The sequence below is a fragment of the Novosphingobium sp. 9 genome (assembly GCF_025340265.1).
Taxonomy (GTDB): Bacteria; Pseudomonadota; Alphaproteobacteria; order Sphingomonadales; family Sphingomonadaceae; genus Novosphingobium.
The window spans coordinates 2346274-2360115 of record NZ_CP022707.1; the positions used below are offsets into that span (position 1 = coordinate 2346274).

15 protein-coding genes and 1 pseudogene are annotated in these 13842 nt (G+C 59.8%); 9 read left to right on the forward strand and 7 right to left on the reverse strand.

The features are described 5' to 3' along the window. The first annotated feature begins 82 nt into the window (after positions 1-82). From CI805_RS11515 to CI805_RS11555, 9 genes are all read left to right on the forward strand, one after another. Complete coding sequence (locus CI805_RS11515; RefSeq protein ID WP_260923415.1) at positions 83-295, forward strand: HK97-gp10 family putative phage morphogenesis protein; 213 nt, start codon at positions 83-85, stop codon at positions 293-295. After that, positions 292-477, forward strand: coding sequence for a hypothetical protein (locus CI805_RS11520; protein WP_260923418.1), 186 nt, complete (start codon positions 292-294; stop codon positions 475-477). The genes CI805_RS11515 and CI805_RS11520 overlap by 4 nt, the downstream gene beginning before the upstream one ends. Next, positions 449-622 (forward strand): hypothetical protein, encoded by a 174-nt coding sequence (locus CI805_RS11525; RefSeq protein WP_260923421.1) that lies wholly within the window; start codon positions 449-451, stop codon positions 620-622. The genes CI805_RS11520 and CI805_RS11525 overlap by 29 nt, the downstream gene beginning before the upstream one ends. 39 nt (positions 623-661) lie before the next feature. Further along, positions 662-910 (forward strand): hypothetical protein, encoded by a 249-nt coding sequence (locus CI805_RS11530; protein WP_260923423.1) that lies wholly within the window; start codon positions 662-664, stop codon positions 908-910. A gap of 13 nt (positions 911-923) precedes the next feature. Continuing rightward, positions 924-1193 (forward strand): hypothetical protein, encoded by a 270-nt coding sequence (locus tag CI805_RS11535; RefSeq protein ID WP_260923426.1) that lies wholly within the window; start codon positions 924-926, stop codon positions 1191-1193. Positions 1194-1233: 40 nt separating this feature from the next. Then, complete coding sequence (locus CI805_RS11540; protein ID WP_260923428.1) at positions 1234-1659, forward strand: phage tail protein; 426 nt, start codon at positions 1234-1236, stop codon at positions 1657-1659. Further along, positions 1659-2231 carry a gene transfer agent family protein gene (locus CI805_RS11545; RefSeq protein WP_260923431.1) on the forward strand — a complete coding sequence of 191 codons (573 nt, stop codon included), beginning with the start codon at positions 1659-1661 and terminating at the stop codon, positions 2229-2231. Before CI805_RS11540 ends, CI805_RS11545 begins: the two co-directional genes overlap by 1 nt. Continuing rightward, positions 2228-3109 (forward strand): hypothetical protein, encoded by an 882-nt coding sequence (locus CI805_RS11550; RefSeq protein WP_260923434.1) that lies wholly within the window; start codon positions 2228-2230, stop codon positions 3107-3109. Before CI805_RS11545 ends, CI805_RS11550 begins: the two co-directional genes overlap by 4 nt. 923 nt (positions 3110-4032) lie before the next feature. Beyond that, on the forward strand, positions 4033-4524 hold the full coding sequence (locus tag CI805_RS11555) for a tape measure protein (RefSeq protein WP_260927956.1): 492 nt from the start codon (positions 4033-4035) through the stop codon (positions 4522-4524). Here the strand turns inward: CI805_RS11555 and CI805_RS11560 are convergent. The 7 genes and pseudogenes from CI805_RS11560 to CI805_RS11590 form a co-directional block, all read right to left on the reverse strand. Further along, positions 4427-4670, reverse strand: a pseudogene (locus tag CI805_RS11560) (IS3 family transposase); the annotation flags it as partial. The gene CI805_RS11555 and the pseudogene CI805_RS11560 overlap by 98 nt on opposite strands. 222 nt (positions 4671-4892) lie before the next feature. Continuing rightward, positions 4893-5258 (reverse strand): STN domain-containing protein, encoded by a 366-nt coding sequence (locus CI805_RS11565; protein ID WP_260923435.1) that lies wholly within the window; start codon positions 5256-5258, stop codon positions 4893-4895. 1116 nt (positions 5259-6374) lie between these two features. Continuing rightward, positions 6375-7997 (reverse strand): sensor domain-containing diguanylate cyclase, encoded by a 1623-nt coding sequence (locus tag CI805_RS11570; RefSeq protein ID WP_260923437.1) that lies wholly within the window; start codon positions 7995-7997, stop codon positions 6375-6377. A gap of 555 nt (positions 7998-8552) precedes the next feature. Beyond that, complete coding sequence (locus tag CI805_RS11575) at positions 8553-9002, reverse strand: MarR family transcriptional regulator (RefSeq protein ID WP_260923439.1); 450 nt, start codon at positions 9000-9002, stop codon at positions 8553-8555. Positions 9003-9140: 138 nt separating this feature from the next. Beyond that, on the reverse strand, positions 9141-10328 hold the full coding sequence (locus tag CI805_RS11580) for an HlyD family type I secretion periplasmic adaptor subunit (protein WP_260923442.1): 1188 nt from the start codon (positions 10326-10328) through the stop codon (positions 9141-9143). Next, positions 10325-12466, reverse strand: coding sequence for a type I secretion system permease/ATPase (locus CI805_RS11585; RefSeq protein WP_260923444.1), 2142 nt, complete (start codon positions 12464-12466; stop codon positions 10325-10327). Before CI805_RS11585 ends, CI805_RS11580 begins: the two co-directional genes overlap by 4 nt. Continuing rightward, positions 12463-13641 carry a TolC family protein gene (locus CI805_RS11590; RefSeq protein WP_260923446.1) on the reverse strand — a complete coding sequence of 393 codons (1179 nt, stop codon included), beginning with the start codon at positions 13639-13641 and terminating at the stop codon, positions 12463-12465. The genes CI805_RS11585 and CI805_RS11590 overlap by 4 nt, the downstream gene beginning before the upstream one ends. Positions 13642-13842 lie beyond the last annotated feature (201 nt).

The following is a 13842-nucleotide window of genomic DNA, read 5'->3' on the forward strand; positions in this document are numbered from 1 at the left end:
CGCTCTCGGCAGCCGCATCGGCCTCCGCGATTTCGAGCGCGAACTTCTGGGTCGCGGCCCGCGTGAAACCCTCCGGTAGAATGTGATAGGCCTCGGCCCATCGGTCAGCCAGCTGGATGCGGTCGAGGTCAGCAGCAACGCGCCCTACGCCGCCCCGCTGGAGTTCGGCACGTCGAAGATGGCCGCGCGCCCGTACATGGAGCCCGCCAAGAACGCCAAGCGCAAGGCAGTCACCCAGCTCGTCCGCAAGGCCGTGGACAGCGTGGTGCGCAGATCGAAATCAGGAGACACATGATGAAGACGGTCACCTTCACCCGCGAATATCGCCACCCCCTGCCCGGCCACCGCGAGGCTGTCTATCCGCCGAACGTCGAGATCGAGGTGACAAACGAGGTCGCCTGCGCCGCGCAGAAGGCCGGTGCCGTGAAGGAAGAGGAGGCGACGGACGATGGCGAGCGATCTGCTGAGGGAAACTGAGCGTGCCGCAATAATCTCGCTCAAGTCCGATGCACCGCTTGCCCAGATCGTTGCGAAGGCCTTGATCGATCCCCAGCCCGGTACTGCCGGTGTTGACGCTGACGGCGCGGCGGTCTGGCCGTTCATCCGCCTTGACGGGACGTAGGCGATCCCAGCGGGTCGCGGATGCACCGCCCGGTCGCAGGTGAGCTTCCAGTTGCACAGCTTCGCCAAGCCCGCCTACGACACCAGCGGCGCGATGATCGAGACGGCGCGGGACTATACCGGCCGGATGAACAGCGCGGTTATCGAGGCCATCCACAACCACGCTTTCACGGTCGCGGGTCGCCGCTACCGGTTCATCGTCCAGTCATCCCGCCTGATGGCCAATGGCGATGAGGCCGACGCTTGGCATGGCATTGCATCTGTAGTGGCGCAGGCCTTCGCAGGCTGATACCCTGCGCGTCATGCAGGACACCGACTATCTCGTGATGAAGGAGCTGATGAAGATCCTGATCCGCAAGGGCATCATCACGGAAGAGGATATCTCGGTCGGCGTCGATGAACTGGCCCGGATCAGCCAGACCGCATCGACGAACCTGCACATGCTCGCCTTGGAAGCCAGCTCCATGTCCGCATCCGAGTTCGAGGCCGACTATCGCCGTCGCCAGATGCGCGAGCGTACCGCATGGCTGGAGAAGCAGGCCCAGCGCAACGGCGGTAAATCCGAGGACTAAGCAGCCCTACCTTCCAGCAAACCCATGCTGGAGATTGCCCGTGTCCGAGCCGAATAGCGCCGACTTCGCCCTGATCAAACTGCAGACCGCTGACGGCCCGCCGGCAGTTTTCACCCTGCTGTGCGGCGTCGAGAGCGCCACCATCAACCGCTCGGCCCAGACCAGCGAGACGTATCGCCGGGACTGCGCCAAGCCGAACCGCCCCGGCAAGCGCAAGCTGCGCGTCACGGGCTCGTCGTGGCAGACCAGCGGCTCGGGCAACGACAACATCGACCTCGAAACCGAGTACGGCGATGCGTTCGGTGTCCGCAAGACGTACAATGTCGAGCTCTACCGCGACGACGGCACCGATGCAGGCACCGGCATCCTCACCACGCGCAACCAGGCGATGACCACCGACACCCCCGGCACGATCGAAGTCACCATCGAGGGTGAAGGCGATCTCGTCTGGACCGTCGCCGCCTGATGCCTGACACCCGCGTCGAACTGGATTTCGCGAACGGTCGCTACTCGTTCTGGCTCCCGCTACCCCGTGTGCTGGAACTGGAGCGGGTATGCGGCAACAAGTCGATCTTCCAGATGTACGACGAAATGGGCGCGGGCCTTGGTATGCAGGGCGAGGCGCCGGTCTACATGGGTGGCGGATCGGCCAAGGTCACGGACATTCGCGAGACGATCCGGCTTGGCCTGCTGGGCAGCAATGCGGGGTTTGTCGACGGCTCCGAGATCGAGGTCGGGCCGATCACGGCGCGCAATCTCGTCGACGAATACACCTTCCCGAACCGGCCCATGATCGAGGGTCTGCACATCGCCTGGTCAATTCTGCACGCCGCGATCTCCGGCATTTCGCTCAAAAAAAAGCGGCCGCGGATCAGGAAGCGCATACCGAGCCGGGAGTATCTTCGGGCGTCAGCGATCCGGAACGGTTGCGGCGGTTTGTTGATGCGCATCGGGGGTAGACGTCGCCAAATACACTTTAGCAACCCATGCGCCGATGCTATGCGAATTGATCAGGGCGACATAGAGGGGGCAATATGAAGATTGTGCATGGGATCGCGATTGCGGCGATTTGTTTTGGAGCGGTTCCGGCAGAGGCTGCGGATTTGATCCTCTATCCCATCCAATCCGGGCCAGAAACTATCCGTTACCGCACCGGCATTCCCACGCTGAATATTGAGACGGCTACCGGATCGGTGACGGTCACACCGCTGCCGCTGGACCACAATCACGCGACCTTCGCTGTAGCGGTCTACAATAAGGGTGATGACTCCGTGAACGTCGGCATCGAGAATGTCACGGCATCGATAGGGCAGAATGAAATCCCTGTTTTAAGCCGCGAAGAGCTACAAAAAAGGGCAAAGAGCCGTGCCGCCTGGTCCATGGTCGGGCTTGCGCTACTTTCTGGAGTGGCAGCGGCAGCGGCGTCCACCGCTCACACAACTGATCATTATTACGGTAACGTGCGAACGCCGCGCGGCACATACTCCTGGGCGACCAGCTATCGAGACAACTCTCTCGGGGTGCTGGCAGCCACTGGAGCGGTCGCAGCGGGGACCGCTGGTATTGTCGGAATCCAGAACCGGCTAGAATACACCCTGGGAACCCTCGCCACGGACATTCTGCAGACCACAACCGTTGATCCCGACAACAGCTACGGCGGGGTGGTTGTGATTGAAAAGCCGTCTGGCGTTCGCATTCCTTACGATGTTACGCTTACGGTTCACTTCAATGGGGCAGATTACCCATTCACATTTCGCATGACGGAGCAGGGAAAAAATAAGCCCCCTGCCTTCTCGCAGTCCGCGCTGGGTAATCGTCACCGGGCTCCTGCAGACCCATCAGCCACTGGCGCGCCAGTATCTACAGCATCGGCATCATCCGACAGCCTGCCTCCTCCCGCTGCCTCCAGTTCGTAAGGGAAGCATTTACGGCCAACGATCCTGAGGTCTTTGGCCGCTGTCTTTTCTGACATCGGGTGACGGTATCCTAAAGTGATGTGATTGGCCCCGTCCCTCGGAACGATGTTCCAGTACAGCATCGGTGCTCGCTTGAACCAATTCATCTGCTGGCTGAACTGAACGCTCACCCCGCCACCTTCTATAGGCACCTCCTTAGAGGGAAGTCCTGATATCTTTTGCTTGATGCACTGGATCAGAATATCCGGCGACTGTGCAGTGGCAATGTCCAGGCGGACCATACGCGGCGGTTTCGCAGCCGCAGTCAGCATCAAGCACGATGCAAGCCCCGCAGCCATCACAAGTCGTTTCATTGAATCCCCTCAAGATCAGCCGGTAGGTAAAAGCCCGGACCGCTGATTCTGCAAGGGGATGGAAATGATTTAATTGCCCCCCGATCCTCCGCATTTTGCAGCGGCCTCCGGGGTATGGGCGAGTTCAATGCATTGAGCCGTAATTCTAGCCCTCAGATCATCAGAAGCCTGTTCAGCACTGGACTTTTGCGGAAAGGCGCCACCTTGGGCCGCTAGCCATAGCGCAAACCCAACTGCGCCGAACCAGGCCAGACCAATAGCCCCCATTGCCGGGGACTTCAGCATACCAGCATCATCGCGATAGGCTGGGTTCGCGGTCATCTCCAAGGCTTTGATCACCAGGTAAGCGCAGCCGAGCCAACCGATAATCTACAGCATGGCATCCCTCCAACAACGGTAATCCCACCTAACCCCCTCCGATAGCCTGCCGCAATGGCAGAAATCGATCCCGTCATCCTGCGCCTGATCGTCGAGAACGGTCAGTTCCTCTCCGACATGAAGAACGCCACCCGTGTTGCGAATGGCGGATTCACGGAGATGGAGCGCGGCGTCATGTCGCTTGAGCGGCAGATGCGGCAGTCGACAGGCGTGATCTCGTCGTCTGTGAAGGGGCTCGCCGCCAGCATTGGCGCTGGCCTTTCTGTCCGCGAAATTGCCAATCTGGCTGACGGCTATACCCGCTTCACGAACAGCCTGAAGGTCGCTGGTCTGGAGGGGCAGAACCTCGCAAAGACCCAGAACGACCTGTACGAGATCGCCCAGAAGTACGGCACCGAGCTCGATAGCGTCGGCACGCTCTACAGCCGCATTTCCGCCAGCGCCAAAGACCTCGGCCTGAGCCAGTCGCAGTTGCTGGAGTTCGTGTCCGGCACGTCGGCGGCGCTCAAGGTTTCCGGTCAGTCTGCGACTGAAGCGTCGGGTGCCCTGCTCCAGCTCTTGCAGGCTCTCAGCGGTTCGACGATCCAGCCCACACATGCCTCGGATACTCAGGCCGCAGGCGGATGCATGATCCGTCGCCCTGCCATAGACGTCCGCGCTTTGGCTGGCGCTGCGGCACCTTGAGCCCTTCGCGCCGCCATATCCGCTCGACCCGCTTATGGTTTACCGTCCATCCCGCATGGCACATGCAACGCTGTCGCCCGGCGGTAACCGTAACCACCATATTGCTTCGCCAAGGCGATGATGTCCTCTGTCAACGCCTGCTCGTCGCCGACATCGCCCCCGCTGGCCGTCGGGATATTGGAGCCCAGCCCCAGATTCTGCCCACCGCCGAACGACTGCGGAATGCTGCGAACGACATCGCCCAGATCGGCCTTGCCCTCCTCCTGCATCTGCTCGCGGCTGAGAGCAATGACGGGCGAGGAAACCGGCGCCCCGCGGATGCGGCTGCCCGTCACCATAATCGCCGGCTGATCCGCTTCCGGCGCTGATCAGGTTCCGTGCGTCGCAACAGGCGCGCCTGCGCGTCGTACGACAAATCCGTCCTGCGCGCGCACGGCGAGCAGACCGGTCCCGGCCAGGAGCCTCGCGAGCGCTTCCCGGAGCGTGAAAGTGCCGCGAAGAGCAGCCGTGCGCTGACCGGACACACTGCTGTCGTCGGCCAGGACGGTTCGTCCCGAAAGCAAAGCCACGTCCGCGAGCGATTGTGCAAGGCTTTGTTCCGGAAAATCGATCGTAATCGTATCGTCCGAACGCGCGAAAGCGGCCGATGAAAAAACAATCCCGACGGCAAGCGAAGTCGTTGCTAACCACAGCGTGGCGGCACAGGCATTTTTCCTCACTTTTTTATTTTCCACTGAAGACCTTATTGGACGTTCAGGAGATGGGACGCAGAATTAGGAAATCACCATGAGATTTTTTAACGGACCTGGCGCAGACTATTCTCGAGGCGACAGGGTAAGGAGGGTTGCGTTATCCTGTACCACGCGCAAACTCAGCAACCGCGCCACGGCCTGCGCAAAGCCTTGAGGATCGGTCGCCCGGAAGGCACCGGTCAGGGGCGGGATCCCGATACGCCAGGCGCCAGTCTGATCCTGACCCGGTTGTAGCGATTGATCGCGCCAATCGCGTCCCCAAGCGGGCTCGCATCCAGTGTGAGCATCCCCGAAACCCACGTCAGTCCTGGCGCTCGATGGTCTTGGGGACGGCCGGAGTGTCCATCTCGAGTGCACTCCCCGCAGAAATACGGCGCGCTCGGGGCCGGTTTCTTCCAGTGCGATCGGCACGTCCGGCGCGGCAATCTGCAACGCGCCCTCCCCAGTCGTCGCGTCGAACACGGCGCCGGTCACTTTTGCGCTCCGGGCACCGGCTGTGACGACCACCGGTCCGGCTTGCGGGCTGGCCGGGTACGAGAACATGCAAGTGACATGCGCCGACGCTTTTCGACCGCTCAAAGCGGCTTGGACATATGTGTCGGCAACCCGGCCCCACCCTGCGGGGCAGGATGAACCCTAAATCCATACACTTGCGAGGTTCTCACGCCTCGGCACCGAAGATATTCGATGCGGCTAAAGTCTACTATGCCGCCAGACGGGATCAAGTCAGGATTATCAAAACACCTGAGCGTGTCGACCTCGCAACAGGATTTCTCTCTGATACCGGAAAATTAACATCAAAAACATCATCTTGTCGCATGGCAGTGAGCGTATTCCGTATGGAGATACGGGATATTCGACAGTCCAGGCGCAATTTTTCGTAGGGCAAATCACATCTCGAGCATCCAGTAATACTTGGTCCTTTCACGCCACCAAGACATGATCAGATGCCCCCTTGCACCGACTGCGATTTCGAAAATCCCGCCGCCGCCATGACAGGCCTGCCTCGAGATCGAGACAACCAGCCGCGACACGGGGATTTCGCCCTCGCCATCCTGCCTGGATTGGACCAAACTTCTGCAACCACCTTGGCAATTGTCATTTTAGCAGGATCATGGCCTCTGCACCGTCCGGCCCTGCTTCCGAAAAATCCAGACTGCGAACCGAGACCTGGTCGCGACCGCCCCGCTTTGCCTGGTAAAGTGCTTCATCGGCCAGGCGGTAGAGCGCTTGAAAATCCGCGATCAGTACACTTTGCGCGACGCCAATGCTGACCGTGACGGGACGATTTCCAATTCGCTCTCCGTGCCTGCAATCCCGTATCTGCGTGCGCAGGCCATCTGCAAAATTCATCAGATCCATGTCCATCAGACCAGCAATCATGATGGCGAACTCCTCGCCACCGAGCCGTGCAACCGCACAAGATGCGCTTTCGTGGTCAGCAAGACATTCGCCGATCGCCTGAAGCACCGCATCACCGGCATCGTGACCGTACACGTCGTTGATGGACTTGAACCAATCGACATCGATCAAAAGGAGCGCAATGGCCTCGTCTCGATCGTGCGCAGCGCCCATAATTGCTTGCGAACGTTCAATGAACCCCCGCCTGTTGGGTAATCCGGTCAGCACATCTCGGCGTGCCAGTTCCTGCGCCTGGGCTTCAGCGTGACGTGCCAAATCCCGTTCCATCTTGAGGCGCGCGTGCGAACGGGAAGCTGCCACAGACAGCCACAGGGTCTGCCATGCTGCCGCGAAGAGTACCAGGATCTGGGATCCACCTCCCCAGAACATGGCGTCGGCGTCGAAAAAGTTGGTCGAGGCCAGCGCGACCATCGGGACTGCCCACGCTCCCGCAAAGCGGCGCGCCGAGAGACTGCCCCGCCGCCAGGCCTGGCCGAGGCAACACGTGACAACGAGCAGATCGGCGAGAACTGCCAAGGATAGCACGCTGCCCAACAGGTCGATCGGTCCAGACCGCATCAGTGAAATCGGAATGCCCAGAAGACTGACGGCAAGCGTCAGCCCCAGAGCCAGCCCCCTGAGCCATTTGGCAACATCGCTCTTGTCGAGCGCCGTGACCGCGCTCAGGGTTGCCAGAGAGATCGCGAGACAGGAAAGGCCGGTGCAGATCTGCGCCGAGACTGCTCCGGCCATCCAGGGCAGGAAGAAGAGATGAAGCTGCGACCAGCAACTTCCCCACGCGATCATGCAAACTGCCCATGATGCCTGCCAGGCAGAAAACTGGTTGCGCATGGTCAGCGCCAGGGATGCATTGTAGATGGCGCCCACCAGCAACAGCGTCAGAGCCGCGCCGACCAGGGCCGCCAAGCCAGTGGTTTGCGTAGCTTCCTCACCGTTTTCGACGAGCCGCATACGCAAAAGGCGTGCGCTTGCGACTTTGTCGAAGCGCATAATGAAACCGACAAGGCGAGCGTCGCGTTGCGGTGCGCGAAAAGCAAGTTGCCCCCCTGCCCGCCAGTGTTCGCCAAAATCACCGCTGCGCACGCCCTGTCGTTCCGTCTTCCCGTCCGCATAGACGAAAGTCACCGCCAACCGGTCGAAGCGCGAACTGTGGATGATGAGCGACAACTCGTCATTCAGGTCCACGCCCGAAGGCAGGACATCGTAAAACCACAGAACGCCTTTTTGATACCCGCTGGGCATGCCCGTACAATTGAACCTCGCAGGCATATAGCCTTGCGGAACTTCGACCGCGCTCACGGCATGGCACAAGGGCCGGTTGATGTGCAGGTTTGTAGCTGACGCAGGCCCGGACCATCCGCCCGCAACCACAAGAAGCGCCAGTGTGCAAAGAAGGCCCCATGCCCTTCGACAAAGTATCTGGAGTAACGATTCGTGCGGCATGTCTTGCGTAATAGCCTAAAAATACTGCATTCGTTACAGAGGCACGGATAAGCGAAGATGGCGATATCCGGATCGGTGCCGATTCACTGGTGAAGAACAGCTACCGCCGTGTGATCGATCATACAGTATGCGCCCAAACGGTAGAACAGCGGCTTTTGACATCCCTTGTCGGCGAGCGGATGGCAGCTGAACGATGTCGGGCAAAATCGGGCCGGATAGCACCAAACCGGCTAATTCCTGTCGGGCGCACCGCCAAGCGCGTAAGCATCGGCCGCCCCAATAGTCACGCAGACAATACATCAAGAACTTGGGCACCGGATGGTACACCGCTGCCCTGATCCGCAGACACAGCAAGCCGCGCGCCGCATAATATCCACGCCGCCCAGCTCGCCAAAAATTCCATAATGGGAATTACGCGCAGGACGCGCTATCAAGGTCGTTCAGCATGATCTTCATGGCTTCCTTACCTCGCTGCGTCAGCTTTACAACAACTCGGCGATGATCAAATATATCGGGAATTCGCTCAAGAAAATTTGCTGCAGCGAGACGGTCTATTCGGCGCATCGCCGAAGCAGCTGTTTCGCCGGAGACAAGCATCAATTGCTTTATGTAAATTGTCGTATTTTGTTCCGAGCTTATGAAAAGCTCGAGCATCATATCCCAAGCAGAATCACGAAATAGCCCTCTCGGTGCAATTTTTGCAATTCTTTGACGAGAAGAAAGCAGCCTCTTGGCACATTCCAGAAGGCTATTATTTACACCTCCACAGAGATTGGAATGGGAGGGTCCTTGCCCTCTTGCAGCATCACGCAAATATGTGCCGACCCCAAACTCTTCAATGAAAGCTTCAGCATAAGCCATTCATCTCATCCTGCACCTGCTACCGCCAGCACCAAAATGGACGCAAAGGCCTTAACAAAAAATTCACTTTTTCGATTATGAACTGACGTAATTTATTATAATTATTACATATTTTTATGCACACAAGTGAACTATAGCTCATCGTTCACGCAACGCTTCCCGAGCCTTGTTGAAAGGCTTCAGAAGATACTCCAGAACGGTCCTTTCGCCAGTATGGACATCAACCGTGGCGATCATGCCGGGACTGATCGGCAAGCGCTTACCAAGCTTGTTGACCAGGGCTTCCGAATTGGTCCGAATGAACACCCGATAATAATATATATCCGGCTTCACCTCATCACGGATCGTATCCGGTGAAATGGTCGTGACCCTTCCCTGCAACCCTCCGTAGATCGCGTAATCGTAAGCCGTGATCTTGACCGTCGCGCGCTGCCCCGGATGGATGAAGGCAATATCCCGAGGCGACATGCGCGCTTCAATCAACAGTTGATCCCCCAGCGGAACGATCTGCATGACCTCGCCATTGGGGGGGATGACGCCGCCGACCGTCGAGACATCGATGCTTTTCACGATGCCATGCACAGGCGAGCGCAAAGTCAGGCGCTGCAAGGTGTCGGAGCGTCCGCGAACAACCGGCGCCAGGGCCGTCGTGTCTTCATTGACCTTTGCCAGTTCCTGTTGGGCATCGACGACATACTGAGAGCGGAGATCCGACTTTTTCAGCTCAAGATCCGCGCGTTGACGCTTGAGGCGGAGAACCTCCACGGTACTTGCAGCACCGACATCAATGAGCGATTCACCGATCCCCACCTCCTTGTTGATGAGCACAAGGGATTCATCCACCAGCGCCACCGAGCTGGCCAGACTTTGGCGCCGGTCATTGTAGAGCTTGGTCTCGGATGCCTTGAGATCGGGATATTTGTCGAGTTCCGGCGGAAAACTGATCGGGGTGCCGTTGATTTCCGCCTTCAGGCGAGCCGCCGCAGCCAGCCCGGCATGATACTTCGCCTCGCTTTCCTCGACCGTCGACCCCGCCTGCGTGGGATCGAGTTGCGCAATCAACTGACCCGGCTCGACGATATCGTCCTGGCGCACGAACATCTTCTTGAGGATGCCGCCTTCCAGCGACTGCACCACCTGATCGCGCGAAGTGGGCACCACTCGTCCGGTTCCGGTGGACACCTCATCCAGCGGGCTGAGCGAGGCCCAGGCAACCCCCACCACGAACAGTCCCGCCACGGCCCAGATCGTTCGTGTGGCCAGCGTGAAACGCTTGTCCTTTTCGTCCTCGAACAGATCGTCGTCGCTATCGTTCCAGCCAGTCATGAGGGCTTCCCCTTCCCTTGCATGATCTGCAACGCTGTATCCTTGCCCTCGTCGAGCGTGACCTGTCCGTCGTGAATCACGATGATACGGTCAACAAGATCCAGCACCCGCAGACGATGCGTGGCCACCACAACGGTGCGCGGCGCGCTCCAGGCCTTGAACCGCTCGATGAACAACCGTTCGGTGGCATCATCCATGGAAGCGGTAGGCTCATCGAGCAGCAGCACCGTCGGTTGGCGAAGCAACAGGCGCGCGAGCAGAAGTGCCTGCACCTGCCCTCCGGACAGCCCCTCGCCCCCCTCCTGCACCATGTATTCCAGCCCGGCCTGCGTTCGCCGGATGAATTCGTCCGCACCCACCATGTGCAGCGCATCGACGATTTCCGCCCCGGTGGCATTGGGCGCCCCCATCAGGAGATTGTCGCGCAAGGTGCCATGGAACAGCCTGCTGCTTTGCGTGATCAGGCCGACGTCGCGGCGCACGTCGCCCGGATCGATATGGTGAAGCGCCAGATCGTCCAGCAGCACTTCTCCGGAAGTGGGCTGCATCATTCCGGAGAGACCTTGCAGCAAGGTGCTCTTGCCAGCACCATTGCGCCCCAGCAATGCGACCTTCTCTCCGGGCCGGATGTCGAGTTCGTTCACGCTCAGGGCCGGCGCTGCGGTGGTATCGCCATAATGGAACACGGCAGAGCGCAAGGTGAAATGGCCAGCGACGGAGGGAACCGGGATGCGGTGCTCGTCCGCCGGGCTGTCCACCGGCAGCGCCATGATTTGATCCACGCTTTTCATGCCGACCCGAGCTTGCTGAAGCCGCCCGAGAACCTGCGTTATCTGCGCCATCGGCGCCATCATCCTCGACCCCAGGATCGATGCCGCGACCAGTGCGCCCGTCGTCATCTCGCCCGCCATCACCAGCGGTGCACCGAAGAAGATCACGGCGGCGTAAGACAGGTTCTGAACATTCTGGGTCCAGACGGTGAGGCTGTTCGTCAGTTCCCGCAACTTCAGCTGCGCCTCTCCGGCGACGGCATTGAAATGGTTCCAGTGATGCTGGAAGCGGCTTTCGGCCTGCAGCGTCTTGATGTCTCCCAAGCGCTGCACCGCTTCGACGAGCATTGCGTTTCGCAGGGACGATTCCCGCATCGATTCCGTGGCATAGGCACGCAACTTCGGCTGCGCCAGAAGCCCCGGAAGGACCAGCAGCACCAGCGCGCCCAGCGGCACCAGCATCAGGCTCCCGGCAATGAACCAGAAGAACACCAGAAAAAGGAAGAAGAACGGCAGATCGACCAGAGCCGCAACCGTCGTCGATGTCAGCAACTCGCGCACCTGCTCCAGATCGCGCAGCTGCGAAATGAATGTTCCCGTGGAAGCAGGCCGATCGCGATTACGCACCCTTATGGCATGTCCGAACACCTGATCGGACACGCGCATGTCTGCCCGCTTGCCCAATACGTCGATGATGCTCATGCGCAATCGCCGCAGCAGAAAATCGAAGCCGATCGCCAGCAGCACGCCGATGAACAGCACGTAGAGGGTCGGGAAGGATTCCGCCGGTACTACCCGGTCATAAACCTGCATGGAGAACAGGACAGTGCTGAGACCCAGCAGGTTGGTGATAAACGAAGCGACAACCACATGGGTGTAGGAGCCGCCATCCTTCAGCAGCGTGCGCCGCAGCCAATGCTCCTGATAGGGCCGGATATACGTGTCCACCCGAGCATCGGGCACTCCGCGCGCAGGCCGTGCGATCGCAAAGCGCACCGCCTCGCGCATGATCTCGTCCAGAGGCAAGGCATTCGGCAGCCCCCCTTCCCCGGTCACGATCACCGCAGCGTCGTTTTCCAGACTGATGGCCGTTACAATCGCAAGATCGCCACTGGCCAGTTCAGCGATGACGGGCAGCCTCCCGCTGGTGACAGCAAAGGCCTTGCTATCCGCGAACCGGATACGCAGCCCCATCCCCCGCGCAAGGTTGCGAATGCGCTCGTCCGTGCTGCTATGCCCCTGCCACAGGCTCGCGATCTTCGCGTTTTCCGCAGAGACGGGAATCCGGTAATGCTGCGCAACGTGCCGGAACCCCTCCAGCCAAGCATCCACCCGGAATTCGGCCGCTTCACCAGGGTTCTCGGTCACAGCTCGACTCCCTCGACAGTCATGCCGGTCAACCTGAAAGCGTCGCGTTCAGCACCGGAGTTGTACAGGCAATCCGCATTCAGGCGCAGCAGATCGTGCCGGGTGTTCACAAGATCGAAGCGGGCCTGATGGAACTCCTGCTGGGCATTCAGCAGATCGACAAGCGTGCGCGTTCCCATGTCCAGATACTGAAGCTGATACAGCGTTCCCGTTTCCTTCATGCTTTCCTGGCGAGCCTGAAGGGTATTCACCACGCTTTCGTAACTGCCGATCTGCCGCTGGGATTCAGCCAATGCCCGGCTCACTTCGTTGCGCACGTTGGCTTCGGCTGCTTCAGCCGCGCCCAGCGCGAACGAGGCGCCCCTTGTCCGCGCCTGGTTCGCGCCGCCGCTGTAGAGCGGGCTCGATACGCTGAGACCGAAATTGTATTCGGCCGTTCGCGACAGCGGATCGCTGACATCCGCCGATGCCCCTGCACCGAGCGAGATGGTCGGCATGGAATTTGCCCTGTTCAGGCGAAGATTGGCCTTGGCCTGATCCTTTTCCGCCGTGATTTCCATCATCGCTGGAATGCGATCCCAATCCGGCTCTCCGCGGGAGCAGGCATGCTCAAGCTCAGCGGAGACGTCGGATGACACCGGCGGAGCTTCACTTACGCCCAGCAGATGCGCCAGATTGCTGTTCCAAAGCCGCTGCTGCGCCTCGATCTGTTCGAGCGTGGCCTGCGCGGATTGCACGCGAGATTCCGCCTGCAGCGCATCGGATCGCGTCGCCGCGCCTTTTCTGAAGCGCTGGCTTACCAGATCGCTGATGCCTTGAATGGTATGCAGTTGCTCCACCGCAACCTGATGGAGGGCTGCATTGCGCTGGATTTCGATGACCGCGTAACTGGTATCCCTGACCACCGTATCGACGGCCAGCAACACATCCGCTTCCGAAATCCGCGTGCCCGCTCGCGCAGCGGCGACCGAACTGGACACTTTGCCGAAGTCATACAGCATCTGCGTCGCGGAAATGCTGGCACGCGGCCGCCAGCTGGTATTCGTGAGATTATCGTAAGCGGTGCTGCCGCCCGCCGTCACCTGCGGCAGATATCCAGACTTGGCCACATCGACCGCCGTCCCGCTCGCCTTGAGCTGATCGATAGCGGCCTGGATCGATGGATGCCATTCCACGGCTCGCCGGGCCGCGACTTCCAGAGTCAATGGCCCGGCTGGCTTGAGGGGTTCTATATTCTGCGCACTTGCAACAGATACCGGCAATGCAATCGAAATCAGACAAGCAAGTCCGACTAGATCTTGCAGGCCCGCTTCTGGTCGCCGCATCATCCTCACCCGCCACCTCCAGGAAGTTAGCAAGGGCGAGGTTGCAGTAAG

Excerpts from the sequence above, each read along its gene's own strand:
- CI805_RS11520 (WP_260923418.1), top strand. The coding sequence starts at position 292 with ATGATGAAGACGGTCACCTTCACCCGCGAATATCGCCACCCCCTGCCC.
- CI805_RS11525 (WP_260923421.1), top strand. The coding sequence starts at position 449 with ATGGCGAGCGATCTGCTGAGGGAAACTGAGCGTGCCGCAATAATCTCG.
- CI805_RS11535 (WP_260923426.1), top strand. The coding sequence starts at position 924 with ATGCAGGACACCGACTATCTCGTGATGAAGGAGCTGATGAAGATCCTG.
- CI805_RS11545 (WP_260923431.1), top strand. The coding sequence starts at position 1,659 with ATGCCTGACACCCGCGTCGAACTGGATTTCGCGAACGGTCGCTACTCG.
- CI805_RS11550 (WP_260923434.1), top strand. The coding sequence starts at position 2,228 with ATGAAGATTGTGCATGGGATCGCGATTGCGGCGATTTGTTTTGGAGCG.
- CI805_RS11555 (WP_260927956.1), top strand. The coding sequence starts at position 4,033 with ATGCGGCAGTCGACAGGCGTGATCTCGTCGTCTGTGAAGGGGCTCGCC.
- CI805_RS11575 (WP_260923439.1), bottom strand. The coding sequence starts at position 9,002 with ATGGCTTATGCTGAAGCTTTCATTGAAGAGTTTGGGGTCGGCACATAT.
- CI805_RS11580 (WP_260923442.1), bottom strand. The coding sequence starts at position 10,328 with ATGACTGGCTGGAACGATAGCGACGACGATCTGTTCGAGGACGAAAAG.